Origin of the sequence: Stutzerimonas stutzeri (assembly GCF_024448935.1) — a bacterium.
In the GTDB taxonomy this organism is placed as follows: Bacteria; Pseudomonadota; Gammaproteobacteria; order Pseudomonadales; family Pseudomonadaceae; genus Stutzerimonas; species Stutzerimonas stutzeri_AO.
On sequence record NZ_JAMOIE010000110.1, the window covers coordinates 1 to 13,986 of the forward strand.

16 protein-coding genes and 1 pseudogene are annotated in these 13,986 nt (G+C 55.7%); 1 reads left to right on the forward strand and 16 read right to left on the reverse strand.

The window, feature by feature from the left end; translation table 11 throughout:
* From NA637_RS21795 to NA637_RS21840, 10 genes and pseudogenes are all read right to left on the reverse strand, one after another.
* Positions 1–298 (reverse strand): hypothetical protein (locus NA637_RS21795; protein WP_256074632.1); only part of this gene is annotated, 298 nt, incomplete at its 3' end.
* A 238-nt stretch (positions 299–536) separates the two neighbouring features.
* A pseudogene (locus NA637_RS21800) lies at positions 537–638 on the reverse strand (IS3 family transposase); the annotation flags it as partial.
* Positions 639–659: 21 nt separating this feature from the next.
* On the reverse strand, positions 660–1,415 hold the full coding sequence (locus NA637_RS21805) for a TIGR03747 family integrating conjugative element membrane protein (protein WP_169897766.1): 756 nt from the start codon (positions 1,413–1,415) through the stop codon (positions 660–662).
* Between the two features lie 18 nt (positions 1,416–1,433).
* On the reverse strand, positions 1,434–3,662 hold the full coding sequence (gene traD, locus NA637_RS21810; protein WP_169897765.1) for a type IV conjugative transfer system coupling protein TraD: 2,229 nt from the start codon (positions 3,660–3,662) through the stop codon (positions 1,434–1,436).
* A gap of 3 nt (positions 3,663–3,665) precedes the next feature.
* Complete coding sequence (locus tag NA637_RS21815; protein WP_169897764.1) at positions 3,666–4,088, reverse strand: HNH endonuclease; 423 nt, start codon at positions 4,086–4,088, stop codon at positions 3,666–3,668.
* Complete coding sequence (locus tag NA637_RS21820; protein ID WP_169897763.1) at positions 4,048–4,332, reverse strand: hypothetical protein; 285 nt, start codon at positions 4,330–4,332, stop codon at positions 4,048–4,050. The genes NA637_RS21815 and NA637_RS21820 overlap by 41 nt, the downstream gene beginning before the upstream one ends.
* A 7-nt stretch (positions 4,333–4,339) precedes the next feature.
* Positions 4,340–4,843: an integrating conjugative element protein gene (locus NA637_RS21825; protein ID WP_169897762.1), complete on the reverse strand. Its 504-nt coding sequence runs from the start codon at positions 4,841–4,843 to the stop codon at positions 4,340–4,342.
* On the reverse strand, positions 4,840–5,397 hold the full coding sequence (locus NA637_RS21830; RefSeq protein WP_169897761.1) for a lytic transglycosylase domain-containing protein: 558 nt from the start codon (positions 5,395–5,397) through the stop codon (positions 4,840–4,842). Before NA637_RS21830 ends, NA637_RS21825 begins: the two co-directional genes overlap by 4 nt.
* The gene (locus NA637_RS21835; protein WP_236466749.1) at positions 5,382–6,164 is read right to left on the reverse strand and encodes a TIGR03759 family integrating conjugative element protein; all 783 of its coding nucleotides are present in this window, start codon (positions 6,162–6,164) and stop codon (positions 5,382–5,384) included. Before NA637_RS21835 ends, NA637_RS21830 begins: the two co-directional genes overlap by 16 nt.
* Positions 6,165–6,174: 10 nt before the next feature.
* Positions 6,175–6,882, reverse strand: a complete 708-nt coding sequence (locus NA637_RS21840; RefSeq protein ID WP_169897760.1) for a methyl-accepting chemotaxis protein — start codon at positions 6,880–6,882, stop codon at positions 6,175–6,177.
* Positions 6,883–7,182: 300 nt separating this feature from the next.
* On the opposite strand from NA637_RS21840, the gene NA637_RS21845 reads away from it, so the two are divergent.
* Positions 7,183–7,815 carry a CatB-related O-acetyltransferase gene (locus NA637_RS21845; RefSeq protein WP_236466751.1) on the forward strand — a complete coding sequence of 211 codons (633 nt, stop codon included), beginning with the start codon at positions 7,183–7,185 and terminating at the stop codon, positions 7,813–7,815.
* 141 nt (positions 7,816–7,956) lie between these two features.
* On the opposite strand, the gene NA637_RS21850 is transcribed toward NA637_RS21845, so the two are convergent.
* The 6 genes from NA637_RS21850 to NA637_RS21875 all read right to left on the reverse strand — a co-directional run.
* A complete protein-coding gene (locus tag NA637_RS21850) occupies positions 7,957–10,197 on the reverse strand; it encodes a DEAD/DEAH box helicase (protein ID WP_256074633.1) in 2,241 nt (746 codons plus the stop codon).
* 106 nt (positions 10,198–10,303) lie between these two features.
* Positions 10,304–11,761 carry a DUF6094 domain-containing protein gene (locus tag NA637_RS21855; protein ID WP_236361782.1) on the reverse strand — a complete coding sequence of 486 codons (1,458 nt, stop codon included), beginning with the start codon at positions 11,759–11,761 and terminating at the stop codon, positions 10,304–10,306.
* Between the two features lie 26 nt (positions 11,762–11,787).
* Positions 11,788–12,387 (reverse strand): hypothetical protein, encoded by a 600-nt coding sequence (locus NA637_RS21860; RefSeq protein WP_236361785.1) that lies wholly within the window; start codon positions 12,385–12,387, stop codon positions 11,788–11,790.
* Positions 12,388–12,463: 76 nt separating this feature from the next.
* Entirely contained in the window at positions 12,464–12,916 is a 453-nt protein-coding gene (locus tag NA637_RS21865) for a hypothetical protein (RefSeq protein WP_236361787.1), read from the reverse strand.
* 65 nt (positions 12,917–12,981) lie between these two features.
* Entirely contained in the window at positions 12,982–13,599 is a 618-nt protein-coding gene (locus NA637_RS21870; protein WP_236361790.1) for a DUF3275 family protein, read from the reverse strand.
* 107 nt (positions 13,600–13,706) lie between these two features.
* Positions 13,707–13,986: hypothetical protein (locus tag NA637_RS21875; RefSeq protein WP_256074634.1), on the reverse strand; the 280-nt coding region annotated here is incomplete at its 5' end.

The window sequence follows — 13,986 nt, forward strand, 5'->3', positions numbered from 1 at the left end:
CAGGGCGTTTGAAGAACAACAGATAGCCGGTGGGCAAGGCGATGCCGTAGGCCCAGCCTTGGGCGTTTTGATTGCCGATTTTGACCTCGCCCTTGACGACGGGTTGAACGCTGATCAGCTCCCAACCTTCGCGCCCCAGCAGGGCAAGGCGCTGTTGATGCTCCAGGTCCTGCAGAAAGCCTTCAACGTCAGGCTCGGTGGTAGGCTCTTCGGACTTGAACATGAAGAGCTTTTTGGTGCGGACGAGGTAGTTCAGCGGGGTGAATGCGGTATGGTATTCAAACGATTGGCGGCTCATGGTGAGGTACTCAGTGTGCGGAGCTACCAGATTTTGCAAAACACCAAGTCATGCCAATAGAAAAAGAGTTTTAGACCTACCTACCTTTTCTAAAGTAGGTGCCCGCCCGACATCTTGATCCCGGTGGGGGTGATCGGTCGCAGGCCAAGAGCGGGCGGGCTAGACACTTTGAACTAAACGATTCAGCATTGTCACGGCTTATCCTGTTGTCGGGGATGCGGACAAAAACTTGGACTGGTTATGCCGCGAAGCCCAGGCTTTCACGATACTCAATGGGACTGAGCGCGCCGAGGGAAATCTTTATACGTTTTTCGTTGTACCAGCGAATGTATGAATCCAATGGGGTAGGGGGAGCTCGCACTCATAAATACTTTTTGAAACTTGAAACGGTGATGTAAACGGACACGCCCAATAACAACGCGCAGGGCAGCAGGATTAGCAGTGGACTGATGCTGATAGGGATGGCCAGGTACACCGTCCAGGGTACGATGGTCAGCGGAATGATCGTTCCTCGGGCCTTGTGATACAGGTAGCTCGATTCGCGGCCGGAGCCAAATTTGCGCAGATCACGCTGCACCAAGCCATCTACCAGGCCAGTGAACGCGGCCAGTGCAAACAATGGGATTGTCAGTGTCAGGATGACCATCCGTACGCAGAAGGTCAGCACGGTGTAGAGCGCAGCCAAACCGTAGTCTTGGAATTTGATCATCCCCCGGCCGAGCTCGTAGCGCAGGTTGAAGGTGCCTGCTTGTTGTGGCGATGTGGAGCGGGCGTACTGGGTCAGTGCGTTGATGTTGTCCTGCAGACCGGTTTTCACCATCAGCCAGTCATAGACTGTTTGTGCCAGCCAGGTCGCTGTGCGCCCCGGTTCTTTGATCACAACACTTTGTAGCAGGTCCTGGGACAACCAGCTCAATTCATGCTCAAACATCTGTTGGGCATGTTTCCAGCCAGCATCCGGCCAGAACACGTACATGCACAGCCATTCAACGAGGACGGCGCCCAGCAGGGAGCCGAACATCACACCCAGGAAGTGAAAAGGGGCTGAAAACACCATGCCCAGAAAGGTTTTTTGCCCTTCCTGCTGCTGTTGGGCTTTTTCCGCAATATCCGCCATGGCGTTTCTCCTTCAGGCCTAGGCGGCTTTTCCGTTGTTGGCCATCTGGCGGAAGTCGTCGACCAGGTCATCAGGTAACGATTCACTCAATGCGTCATATCCCGGTGCTTGCCACCAATCGCTGCTGGTTCCGGACCCTTTGCGCATGCCCTCGACCAAGGCCTGTAGATCCTTGGGCATGACTTCATCGGGATCGCTTGCCGGCAACGGCATACGAATCTTCCACAGGTTGCCACCCTCGATCAGGGCGAAGCATTGCCCCTTGGGCAGCGCAACTACGTGAGCCGGCTCGATCATCGGCACGCTGACGCTTTGTATCTGGTCGTGGGTGTTGGAGGTGAAGGCGGCTTTACCGTTGATCGCGTCATTGGCGCTGCTTGCCGGGGTGCTGGTAAATACCTGGACTTTCGGTAATTGGTTGGTCAGCAGCTCGGCCGTGGCGGTTTCGCGAACACGCAACATAAACAAATTGTTGAAGTTACCGATGACCTGGCCAGCCTTCGCACGGTTGCCTATTTTTGCCTCAATGTCGCTCATCGTCTGGGTATAGGCGGTGACCTGCATGCCGGCGCCGCCGCCTTTGTTGATCATCGGTATGAACTCATCACCCATGAGTTCGTTGAATTCGTCAGCATGCACGTTGATCGCTACCTTCTCGCCGGTAGCTCCCGGTAAACCGTCATCGATGCCGAACTTGTAGATGTGGCCCGCGACTGACACCAGGTCGCTGAACATGGAGTTGCCCACTGCGGCAGCGACCTCCGTATCGGACAAGGCATCCAGACCGACATAGACCACTGCCCGTTTGCGGATGACCTGCATCCAGTCGAAGATGGGTCGTGGATCCTCAAGGTCCATGTAGTCAGGAGACAGCAGTTCTGCAATGCGTCCCGTGGTCAGTTTTTCCAGCAATGGCAGCAGGCTGGCCACGATCTTGTCGAAATAGGTTTTGTCATAGCGCACAGCTGATCGCAGTCCCTCCATTACGGGGTCGGATATGCGTTTCTGAGTGAGGTACATGTCCAGGGCTATCACGCGCAGTGGTCGATCCTTCATGGCAAAGCTGAGGTTCTTACGATCGATCTTGCCCTCCACCTCAACGATGGTTTGCCAGGCTTTGGGGTCATGTTCAGCAAAGTACTTCTGCGCATATTCGATGAATAGCGCATCGATGTTGGTCACGTGCTTGAGGATCTGCTCATAGTCCGGCCTGCGTCCGAGGGCGACCAAGGCGCGTGCGATGATGTTGACGAACCGCCAAGCAAACTCGCGGAACGCTGCCGAGTTGCCTTCCCCAGATAGTTGACCGGCAATCCGGGTCGCCACCTCCGAGATCCGGCCAAAACGGCCAACGGCGTTGTAACGTGCGGAATGATCGGGCCAGCCTAGATGGAACACGTAGAACTCATCCAGTCTGCCGGCACGCTTGCACTCGATGTACATGCGTTTCAGGAGGTCGGCATCGCCTTTGGGGTCGAAGACAATCACCACCTCGCGATCAAGGTTCATCTCTTCATTTTTCGCCACGCTGCGCTGGCCTCGATGAACAGGTTGCACGCGACGTCCCATCTGAACGCGCCGCCGGGGCCGTCTGCGGGTGCGTCTGATGTCCTGGGTGATAAACAGTTCGGCCAGCCGGGTCTTGCCCACCCGCGTAGTGCCCAGTACCAGGGAGTGTCCAACCCGCTCACCCAATGGCAAGCTGACGTCACTTTCGTGCGGTTCTATACCGTGCAAGCGTGGTAGCCCGCCGACTGGCGGAAGTGGCCGTGCTGGGTTAAACGCCGAGTTCCACGAGGTGGCCTTGGTCAGCAGTTTGAGCGGGAAGGGGGCGAACTCGAACCGCTCCTCAATACGCCGCGCCAAGGTGTAGACCGAGGTTGGCTCGACATACTCGGCGTATTTGGGGAGATAAGTGTCCATCAACCGCTGGGTATGTTTCTGAGTCCAGCGAAAGCCTTTACCGATAAACAGTCGCTCATTGCTGACCGGAATATCTTTGCTGGTCATGGTGTAGTGGGGCAGGCGCCGAATATTACGTCGGTAACGCAACACCACCAGGGCCTGTTTCAGGCGAACAAACCCAAGACCCAAAAAACCTGTAGCGGCAACCACTCCGAATAAAGGCGTCAGAGCAAACGCCCAAGGCGCGAAAATACAAAGCAGCGCTGCAGTAACGCAAACCCAAACCGTGTAAAGCTCGACGGCAGGGCGTAGTAACGATTCAATGGTGTAGGCGCTGGCCATGCTTCACTTCCTATGATTGATAGGGTTCGGCTGCCCCACTGTTTCGAAATGGAAAACGACAGGCTTACCTGTTTCAACGATCAGCCCATAGGCTTTGGATATTCGGTAGATGGATGTGTAGCTGTTCAGGCTGTTGACGTGTCCGGCAATCCAGTTCCGCCAACCTTCCAGAGTTTGCCCGCCCTTACTGATGTTGCAGGGCGCGCAGGCCGGCATCATGTTCTCCAGCACGTCGTGCTCGGGACGTAGAGGTTTCCCAGACACCAGCTTCCAGGTGCCGGCGGTGGTCTGCTTGGACAGCAGCTCACGTACCACCGGGGCAAGGTGGTCAGCGTGCCACCGGTCACCCAGCAGCACACCGCAGTATGCGCACCGGCCCGTGAATTTAGCGTGAAGATCGCAGCGTTGCTTCTTGGTCAGCTTCATGGGGCCGGGATCCTCCTTTGACTCGTGATGATGAATGGGTCAACTCTTGTCTCACTCGCTCAACTTCCTCGGGCAGGCGCTCTTTCAGCCGCTGACAGAGCGCCACCTCGTCACCTGGTGCACGGGCGATGACGGTTCCGCCATAGAGCTTGGCGACATAGGTGACCTGCTCTAAAAGCAGTTGGCTTGCTCGCGGGTCATCCGGTTGCTTGATGACCAAGGTGATGTGCGTAAGAGAGGCCATACCCTGATTACTGCTGGATCGTTGTGGCAGTGATTAGCAGCGGGTAGTGCTTGATTCCCAGGCGTTGTGCAAGATCATTTGACGGTGCCGGGACCATCTGAAGATCACCCGCCCAACGTCGCACTTCGGCAAATCGCTCGGCGCTGGCCACGTTAACCACAAGGCCAACGGCGTGCAGCTGCTGCAGTTGTTCACGGCGCTGCGATAGCCACACCCTGGAGCTTTCATCGTCTCCTACAAGAAACAATGGTTGCAGGCCTGGTGCATTGATTACCCGGCCCTGGACCTGCCCGGGTGTCAGTTGGTCAGAGCGCACTGGAAACGAGCCTTGCCCACGCACTCCCATGTCTTCCACTGGTGCGGATTGCTCTGTAGGTTCCGGCGCCAAGTCTTGGTAGTAAGGCAGGGCAGAAACACCGCCACGGTCCTCAACCACAATCAATGAGCTGGCATGCACCACCATGGGGGAGGCCAAGTACAGCAAAATCACGAGATTCAGCAAGCTATTCATGGGTTATTCGCCATCAGGTTGATGCCGGTGACCCGGCTAAGGTGTTTGGCAAATGCGCGGCGGTAGCGGGCTGCGGGTTCGCCCCCGGCCGGGCGGTGGTAGCGGCCAGCGGCCGTGATCCAGTCGCCGCCTTTGGCTTTTTGCTCTGCGAGGATCTGGGCGGTAACCGAAAGGTTCTTGTATGGGTCTAGCCCTTCGCAGGGGTGGCTATAACGGTGGCCGTTTGCGCCGATGTTGGTTTGCCCGAGACCGACGTCGACTCGACTGGGGCCTGCGGTCTGAATGGCGATCATCAATGCTTTGCACGCATCGTTGCGGGTCGCAAAGCGGTAACCGGCGCCGGCAACATTCAATGTCCAAGGCCAGGGCACGATCTGGCCGCGAAGTCGGGTTCCGCTTTCCTGCAGCGCGACGGAGTACAGCACTTCGGACGGAACGCCGGCAGGCAGGGCAATTAATTGATAGGCTGGTGGCGGAACTTCGGCACCGGTAGCGAGTGATGCACTAAGCAGTAGGCCGCCAGCCAGTACTATGCGAACTACTGACGTTGCCATTGTCCATTCACCTCTCGCACCACTGCTGGTAGCTCGCCACCGAGGCCAAGGCCAAGCCAGCGGCCGGCATCGTGATTCAGTGTGATCTGGCGGTTGCGCACGCTGGTCGGCTCGACACCTGCCAGAATGGCCCAACGTCGAATCTTCTCGTCATCACCCTGGCTACCGACGAAATACAGGTCAAAGGACTGTTTCTGGGCCTGTAGATCTTTCACCTTGGCGATACAAGCCGTGCAGCTGTCTTGAACGAAAACGGCTAATCGACCGGTGCCTTTGAGGGCAGTTACCGCACCTGTGCCCGCTGAGGGTGCTGGATTGGATGATATTTGGATGACTTTTTCATTGGGATATAGGCGGGCGAAGGCTTGGTCATAGGCCTTCTGGTAAGCAAGCTCCTTATCTATACGCTGTCGCTCGGCCTGCACTTGCAGTTCTGCGTAACGCCGGCGTTCCTCCTCCGATTTGGCCTCAATACCGAGTGCGGTCAGAGGGTCCAAGCCTGGCGAATAGATCCCCCGAGGGCCGTCCATCACCGTTTGATAGCGGGTCCACTCTTGCGTTGTTAGCCCCCACTCGCGGGCAAGTTCTGTCTGGCTGGCTCCTTGAGAGGAGTTCTGGGTTTGGCTGTTCTGTGTGTTCGAGACGGATGTTGCTTGTCCCGGGGCCGCATGACAAACATAGGCAAACGCAAAGGTTGCCAAGCCTGCAATGATTCGAGAGAGGCTCGTAGGCTTTACTTTTTTTGAAGGTGCGATCGGGGAATACATAAAAGAGGTCCTATTGCGCGACGGTTACGGTTTGCGGTGTTCCGGACACGTCAAAGCGTGCGTATTTGCCGTCCAGAGCGTTGAGGCGCCAGGCCGTGCCCGCCACAGCGTCACCAGGTCGGATTAGGTAGATTTGGCTTAACTGTGTGCTGCCAGGTGGCGCTACGGACAAAAAGCGCTCGCCGCCCCGGTACTCGATACCGACGACGGTGAAGGGCGGCGCCTGAGGTGTAACGACGCTGGTGCTGGGCTTTCGGGCAGGAGGTGGTTTGCGGGCAACGGCTTTGGGCTTGGAGGGAGCAGCAGGTTGCTTGATCTGGGATTGGCTTAGTTCGTGAATACGGCTATCAAGCGTTTCGACGCTGGCCTTGAGCACCACCAGCTCCCCTGAGGACGCAGCATTACGTGTGAGTTCTTGCGCCGACTCGGTCGCTTGCTTTGCATACGCCTGTACGGCATCGATCCGGTTCGATAACGCCTGCTGGCCGGAGCGGAAGTCCTCGTTGCTCACCAGGTGCTTGCCGTCTACCGTGTCCAGTCGCTCATCGACTTTGCCCAGCCGTGCCAGCAGTGCATCCAGCGACTCCTTGTCAGCGGTCGCAGCCATACTGTTGCTGAGCTGAGAGAGTTGATGGTGCTGATAGCCGAGCATGCCTGCCAGAACTACAAGGCAGAGGCTGAGTATCAGAGTGGTTCGAGTAGGGCGTGATAGGTTCATGGGCGTCCTCGCGCAAAAGCGAAGACACCCTCTCAAACCGATCTCTTGGGTGCAGTAGGAAATAGGTTTTCCACTGCGAATGGTTTTTGGTGTTCTCGGTCAGCCCCCCATTGGCAATGTGCCTACGGCTGAATTGGGCGAATAACCGAAGAGCTACTCTGCCCAGCAGGATTTTTTTCGGTCTGAAAATTCAACTCTGATATTTTTCTCGGTTTGTTTACAATCGGATAACCTTGATAGGCCTCTTCCTTTGGCACGACTGTGCACGGTTTGGCGGAAGCGTAAATGGACGGTAAAAATTTGAAATTTCTGAGCAAGCTGCTGAATCGAAGCCATCGAAAAAAAATACGAGAGACGCCGAAATTGCAACGCGGTACGCAGCGACTGAGGATTCGTTATCCCTCGTATACCTTCGGAGAAGCGACATATGGCGAGCCTATTGTGCATGACTGGCACGAAGGTTCCACATTGCGCGTAGGGGCTTATACCTCTATTGCCTCAGGGGTAGAGATTTTTTTGGGGGGGCATCATCGTACGGATTGGATCAGTTGTTATCCATTTCCGGCAAAGATTGATGAGGCCAGTCATATTCGTGATTACGGCGGTACGAACGGTGATGTCCAGATCGGTAGCGACTGTTGGATAAGTTCAAACGCAATGATCCTCTCCGGGGTCACTATCGGCGATGGAGCGGTAGTGGCGGCGGGAGCGGTTGTTACTAAAGATGTAGAGCCCTACGCGGTAGTTGGTGGAAACCCTGCTCGGTTTATCAAGTGGCGGTTTCAGGAGCATCAGCGTGATCTGCTTCAAAAATCTCAGTGGTGGACTTGGGCAGAGTCCGAAGTTCGAGCCTGTTCACAGTTGCTGTGTTCAGCTGACTTTGAGCAGTTCGAGCGCTATTTAGACAACCGGAGTGCTTCTTCGTCAGCGTGAAGGATGTTTGCCAGGTGAGATATGCTGCCATATGAATAGTAGAGGAGTTCTAATCGTAATTTTTTAGGTGAAACGCTCGCGTTGTTTTGTTGCTCCTCAAATCCAACGATAAAAAATGGCCACCCTAAGGTGGCCGCTAAACTATGAAGCAATGAGTTGCCTTGCAAGTGCCATCTCAACCGAATCCCCATCCTGGTTCAGCGAGTCGAGACCAGACTCTGGAACGTCTCCCGACGTGCTTTGAGCCACGGCAATTTTTTTGGCCATCAGCTGCAGACACGTAATCTGAGAGCTGGCGGCATAGCCAAAGAAAATAACGCGCACTGGATGCTTCTGCCCAATCCGCCATGACCGTCTAGCTGCCTGTTGTAGCGTGTAGACGTTGTAGCCGGTCTGTAAGAACACAATGGTCGGAAAGTCGAGCAGATCCAACCCCGTCTTTACCAGCTCCGGGTTGGTGATCAGCACGTCGATCCCTCTGTCCACTTGGTCGAGGATCCAATCCTCGCGCCTAGCGGTATCCACAGATGCCCTCAATACAGCCACCTTCAAACCGGCCTGTTCCAGCAACCGTTTCAGGCGAGCGGTGGTGTCGCGAGTGCCGCTGTACACAGTGTAGGCCAGGACCTTGCGGCCTTTGGCTTTTTCCGCCAGGCAGAGTTCGAGCAGTGCTTCTTCCTTTGGCATTGCTTGTTCATCTGCGAAGATCGAGGGCACGAATGCTAGGGTGTCTTTGCTGCGTGGATGCTTAACGATCTCCGGTCGAAAGCAGCAGTCAGGCCAAGCCAGCAGCACGTTGAGCACTACCCCCAACAGGGTGGTGTCTCGACGAGCCAGTGCCTGACGAAGTTCCTGTGTCAATTTTCCTGCCAACTGCTGATAGGCCAAAGCCTGTTCTGCAGACATGGTGATGTCGATAAACTCCTCTTGGTACGCCGGCAACACGTTGCCACCGATATCTTTGAGTTTCAGGAAAACGGTGAACGGCAGCACAAAGCGGTGAATGCCTTTTGGGCCAAAGCCTGGGGCTTTTACCGTACGTACTGAGAGCTTTTTACCCTTGGCAGTTTTGTGTGACTCGTTGTCCCGCTCGGTGTAGATGTCCTTCAAAACGCCGTGATCACGCATGAAAGACATCGCGGCCGGAGCCATACTGCCGCGTGCGTTGGGTTTGTAACCGTCCTCGATCATACGACGGGTAAGGATTCGGAATAGGAGGTAGAACAGGTCGTCGGCATAACCGCCCATGAGGGTGCCGGTCAGCAGCACGGTTTTACGTGCTTTCGCTGCCAGTACTCCCATGGCCTGGCCCTGGGCCGAACCACTGTTCTTGTACTCATGTCCCTCGTCCACGACCAGCAGATCAAAATACCCATCTGGTAATTGCCTCTTGATGAACTCTGTAGGTTGATAGCCGCCCTCACCAAAACCGAACTCGATGTTGGCCATCGCGCGCTCCATGCGCTTGGCCTGGCGGTCGCTAAAGATGAAGTTGCCCTGAGCATCCATCAGATTGATGAACTCACTGACGTTGTCGATCAGCATCGAGGCGAGAAAATCTTCCCCGAAGTCATTCAACAAGCGGTCTGCACGCACAGGGCCAATGGTCGGAATGCGGCACATTGATTTGAGTATGGTTGCACGGCGGGTTCCGTTTTCAGCTTTGCCTGGGCGCATCAGCGTCCAGAGTGGGCCTTGGCAATGAGGGCAGCTTCGACGGCGTTCCTCTCGGTAAAACTCCTCGACGCTGATCCGGTTGCCTTCTGGATCCTCCAGAAGATGGCCGCAGCCTGGGCAGCTTGCAAATTGGTGTCCGCTGCCAGAGCGACGTGGCCAACATACTGGACGCCAGTGGAACCCCATTCTCATACGGACACGCCCGAGGATGAAGAACTCTTGCCGACCATCATAAGGATCACCCAGTTGATCCCGCAGTTTAAGCAGCTTGACCAGAGTATCGGGTCCGTTGAGTACCCAAACGCGTGCGGCCGGGATGGTTTCAAGAATCTCCCGTCGCCACTTGTAAACCAAGTGAGGGGGAGAGACGACTAAGGTACGGCGATAGCCCGCGTTGTGCATGACGGCCGCTACTGCAATGGCCATCATGGTTTTCCCAGTACCCATTTCGGCATTAATGACGGCTGCTTGCTCGTTGCGATCTAGCAATAACGCCGCAACGGCTTGCACCACCTCGGCCTGCGCGGGGAAGGGTTGACGCTTGAGTCCATCCATTACCCGTTGTCGGGCTTGGTTGATGTGACCGGCATAGACCGGTGGGTTAGATCGGTTCAGTGAGTCCAGCAGTTCATCACCAAATTCGTCGATGAATTCGGTCAAACCGATGGTCATGGGTGAAAACGAGGTGTGTGAGAGGTCGTTCATGGCTGTTTCTCCAGTAGGAATGAAACAGGGCATGCACGACACCCTTATGGGTATGGTGAATACCCTGCGGGTTGGATAGGGGAATCCCCTATGTGGTTGTGTTGAGTCAGTAGTCCGATGGCAACAACAAGGTCGTTACGCTGCGGTCCGCCTCGGTGATGATCCAGAGCCGGGTTTCATCGCCGGCGCTGATGTCGTAACTGGAGAACAAACGCTCCCCAGAGGTCAGAGCCCGTTGGTTACTGTTCCAGTCTTCTTCGGGCAGTTCTCCCCAGTCACCGGAGAAATGCCGCCGCAAGTAAGTGCTTGGATCGAGGTGTCCATGCTCCACTAAGTGGTGCACCGACTGAGTCAGCACCAAGCGGCCAGGTTCAAAGGTCTCCCGTGGCGGGGTGGTTAATGTTGGCTGTGCCACCGCCTCATCAGGTTCATGCGGCGTATCCGCCGATGAACTGATGGTGACCACGCGGCCTTGGTTGGCAGAGCCTGGCGTCATGTCCCATGCCCGGATGATGGGTACGAAACGATCGGTCAGGATCCTTACCTCGGACACATTGCCATCCTGGTCTTCGGTGAACTCGGTCTTGCGGACCTTATCTTTGTAAGTATCGCCCTTGAGTACCAGCACCCTGCCGGACTTTGAGGTCACTACACCCGATATCGCGCCGGCAGCCAGGGCTAATGCCAGGTGCCAACGGGAGAGTTCACGCACAGGTGGGCGTGGCTGAACCCCGGTTTGACCAAAGTGCAGGGCGAAGTCTGGCCACATGCCTCGAAGCCGTTTAACCTCCTCGTTGAGCTGTTCAGGTTCCAGACTGATACGGTAGAAATGCTCCAAGTCGTTGGCTACTGGAAGAACCCTGTAGGGCTCCCAAGGCCAACTGCTTGGTAGCACTTCGGCACTCAGCGTACCGGCGCCGATGGCCTGAAGGCGTGCACGTATGGATTTGACATCCTGTGATCGAGCCAGGTCCTGGCGCCGTATACGGATGCCGAAGATCACCACCTGTTTAAAGGTTGGATCGGCTGCGCTGTAGATCCGCAGCTCAGTAAAGTGATTGCACAGCCATCCGCACAGTTCGTCGTCCAGAACATAGTGCGGAACAATGAACACCAGCACGCCGCCGTACTGCAACAGAGGAAGAGTCCGTTGATAGAACATCTTCTCCAGGCGCCGACGACCGTTACCTTGGTACTGTGAGGCACCAGCGTGATCAGCGACCAGGTCGCCGTAGGGTGGGTTGAGCCAGAGCAGACCGAAGGCCTGGCGACTGATCATGGTGTCCATCAGGTCGCTGTGCAGCACACGATCCAGCAACGTCTTGCAGTGGTCGGCACGCTCCTGATCGTACTCGACCGCATAAGTCTCTACGTGGTCACGTCCTAGTGCATGAGCGGCTTCAGCCAAAGCAACCCCTTCGCCGGCACAAGGATCGAGGATTCTCATTGTGCCGGTTGGAGGGGCTGCCAACGCTTGTAGCGTGCGCTCCAGAGTGGTTTCGTCGGTTGGGTAGTAGCCGTTGCGCGCAAAATTGCGTGCCAGGCGTGGGAACATCAAGGCCATGGTGGGCTCCAGAGTATAAGTTGCGCTCAAGAATGAGCGTGAGTTGAGAGCTGCCCCTGGCGAATGAGATCGCCCAGAGCAGGTTCAAGTACGTCCAGTTGCAACGACAAACGCCAGACCGTGCAAGCGCCAAGCGTTCCCGGAAGGGATTGCAGCATGTCGTTTTGATTGAGTACGTCCATGACCGGTGCTTGCCAGTGAGGCAGTAGCGGTAACGGACAGGTGTCGATGATCAGCGGCCACAGCCTTTGATGAGGTGACTGCCCGCTCTCAAGCAAGGCGTAAGCGAAGTGGTTTGCCCGGTCGGGCTGAGCGCAACGCCGGTCGAACAGCCAAAGGTGAACCAGGCTGCCAAACAACGTCCCGCGTAATTGGCGGGTAGTGCGTTTTTCCAGCATGTCGATGTTGGGAAAGACCGGAAGGCTTCGACCATCAACGATGATGTGAAACTGGCTTAGACCATTCTCGGAAGAACCGAGGGTTAATCTGGCCAGAAACTCCTGCAGCGCCGTGTCACGTCCCCAGGCGGAGAGAAAGACTAGGTTGCGCTGCTCGTCGCAGGCGCAGGCATCAACATACAGGTCAGGGCACTCTTCAAGCTGAAAGAGTTGGGTGGAGTTAGGCATGTGAACCTCCTTAACGGAGGGGAACCCGCCCCGAGGAGCGGTTTTGCCCCTCGTGGGTACATTGCGGTGGTGTGATTTAGCGATTTACTGCCTGGATTTGAAGGTGGTTGATTTTGGTGCTGAGCGCCTCAAGGCGTTCAACCCGCTCACCCGTACCCTCTTCATTTCGGCAGTAATCCCAAATGTCTTGTATCTGGTTGGCAATCGCGTCACTTAGGTCGGTGAGTTCATCAGTACTGAACACGTTGTGACCCAGATTAAGCTCGGGTTCGTGAGGCTTGAACACCTTGGCTTCTGGGTCAAAAGAGACGGGGTTGTCTTGATACAAAGGACTTTGTCCTATCAGGAATATCTGCCCTAGATAGCGAGGACGAAGGGCAATGGCTGCATCAGCCTGTTCGGCCGTCAGACCGAGCTCTTCGATGAAGAAATCCCACAGTTCCTCGTTCGTGGATACCTCGTTATTGGCGAGTTGATCCTCGACGTTGTCCAGGATGGCGGTAGTCAGGGTGTTGAAGATTGGGTTCATGTAATGCTCCGTCAATATGAAGGAGCGCCCATGAGGGAGCCCCTCAAGGGTGGGTGTTGAAACAATCAGAAGCTGGAGAGCGTCCAGACCTGTAATTTAAAGTCCAGCACATAGCCAAGCTCGCCGAGGCGAGTGCATTGCAGGCGTAAGCGCTGACGGTCAACAGTGGTATCCAATTTAACCATCTCGTCCAGTGGCCAGATCGTGCCAAATAGCGCAGCGTCTTGCTCTGCGTTGTTTGCCGAACTGGGCGGTGCCATCCCAAAGGGAGCATCTTCCGCTGATAACGGTTTGTTTGCGTTGCTCACAGCCGCTGCAGCGGTCAGCGTTTTGCGCTGTTGCAGAGGTTTTGTTTGAGTTGAAGAGGGTTCTTCATCTATAGGGTCTGGTTCGCTCGGTGAGAGCTTGGCGGCGTCTTCCGCCGTCAAGTTGTCTACATCGTCGAGGCTCATGCTTTCAAGCTTCGCACGAATCTCGACCACAAGCCGACCTGATGTTGAGTAGTACGAGGGACGGATTTCCGTGATGAGGAAATCACCGCGGTACTTGCCTTCATCGTACTGATCGAGGAGCGCGTCTTTGATGACGAACTCGCCGATTGAGGTTGAAAGCCGTCCGACGTTGAACTCGCCATTGCGGCCGCTGATAGTGCGGATGGCCAGTTGGCCTGGGATATTAATCATGGGCAGCTCCACACTGCTGTTGGGCTAATGTTGCGAGGGTGTTACTCGCACAATGAAAAAAGCCCGACAGATGTCGGGCTTGGGGTAGTGCTGTGAATTTAGAAGGTCTATGGGCAGGAGGTATGGGTTTCTTCCTTAAGTGAGATGTACAGATAGAAAACGCCAGGTGGCGATTCTATGCGGTCAAGTTTTAGGTCCAGCCAGACTCGATCTGAATTATTGCCAGCAGGCAGCAATCGATAGAGGCCGAAATGGATTTGAGTACAGTCAGGCTGCATATGCAGTTCTCGGTAGGCCTCCAGGACGACATCGCCCAGCCGATCACTGATCACTGCTGTATCATGAGGGTTTTCAATATGTACGGCTTCTTGCCAAGCCTGGGGCGTT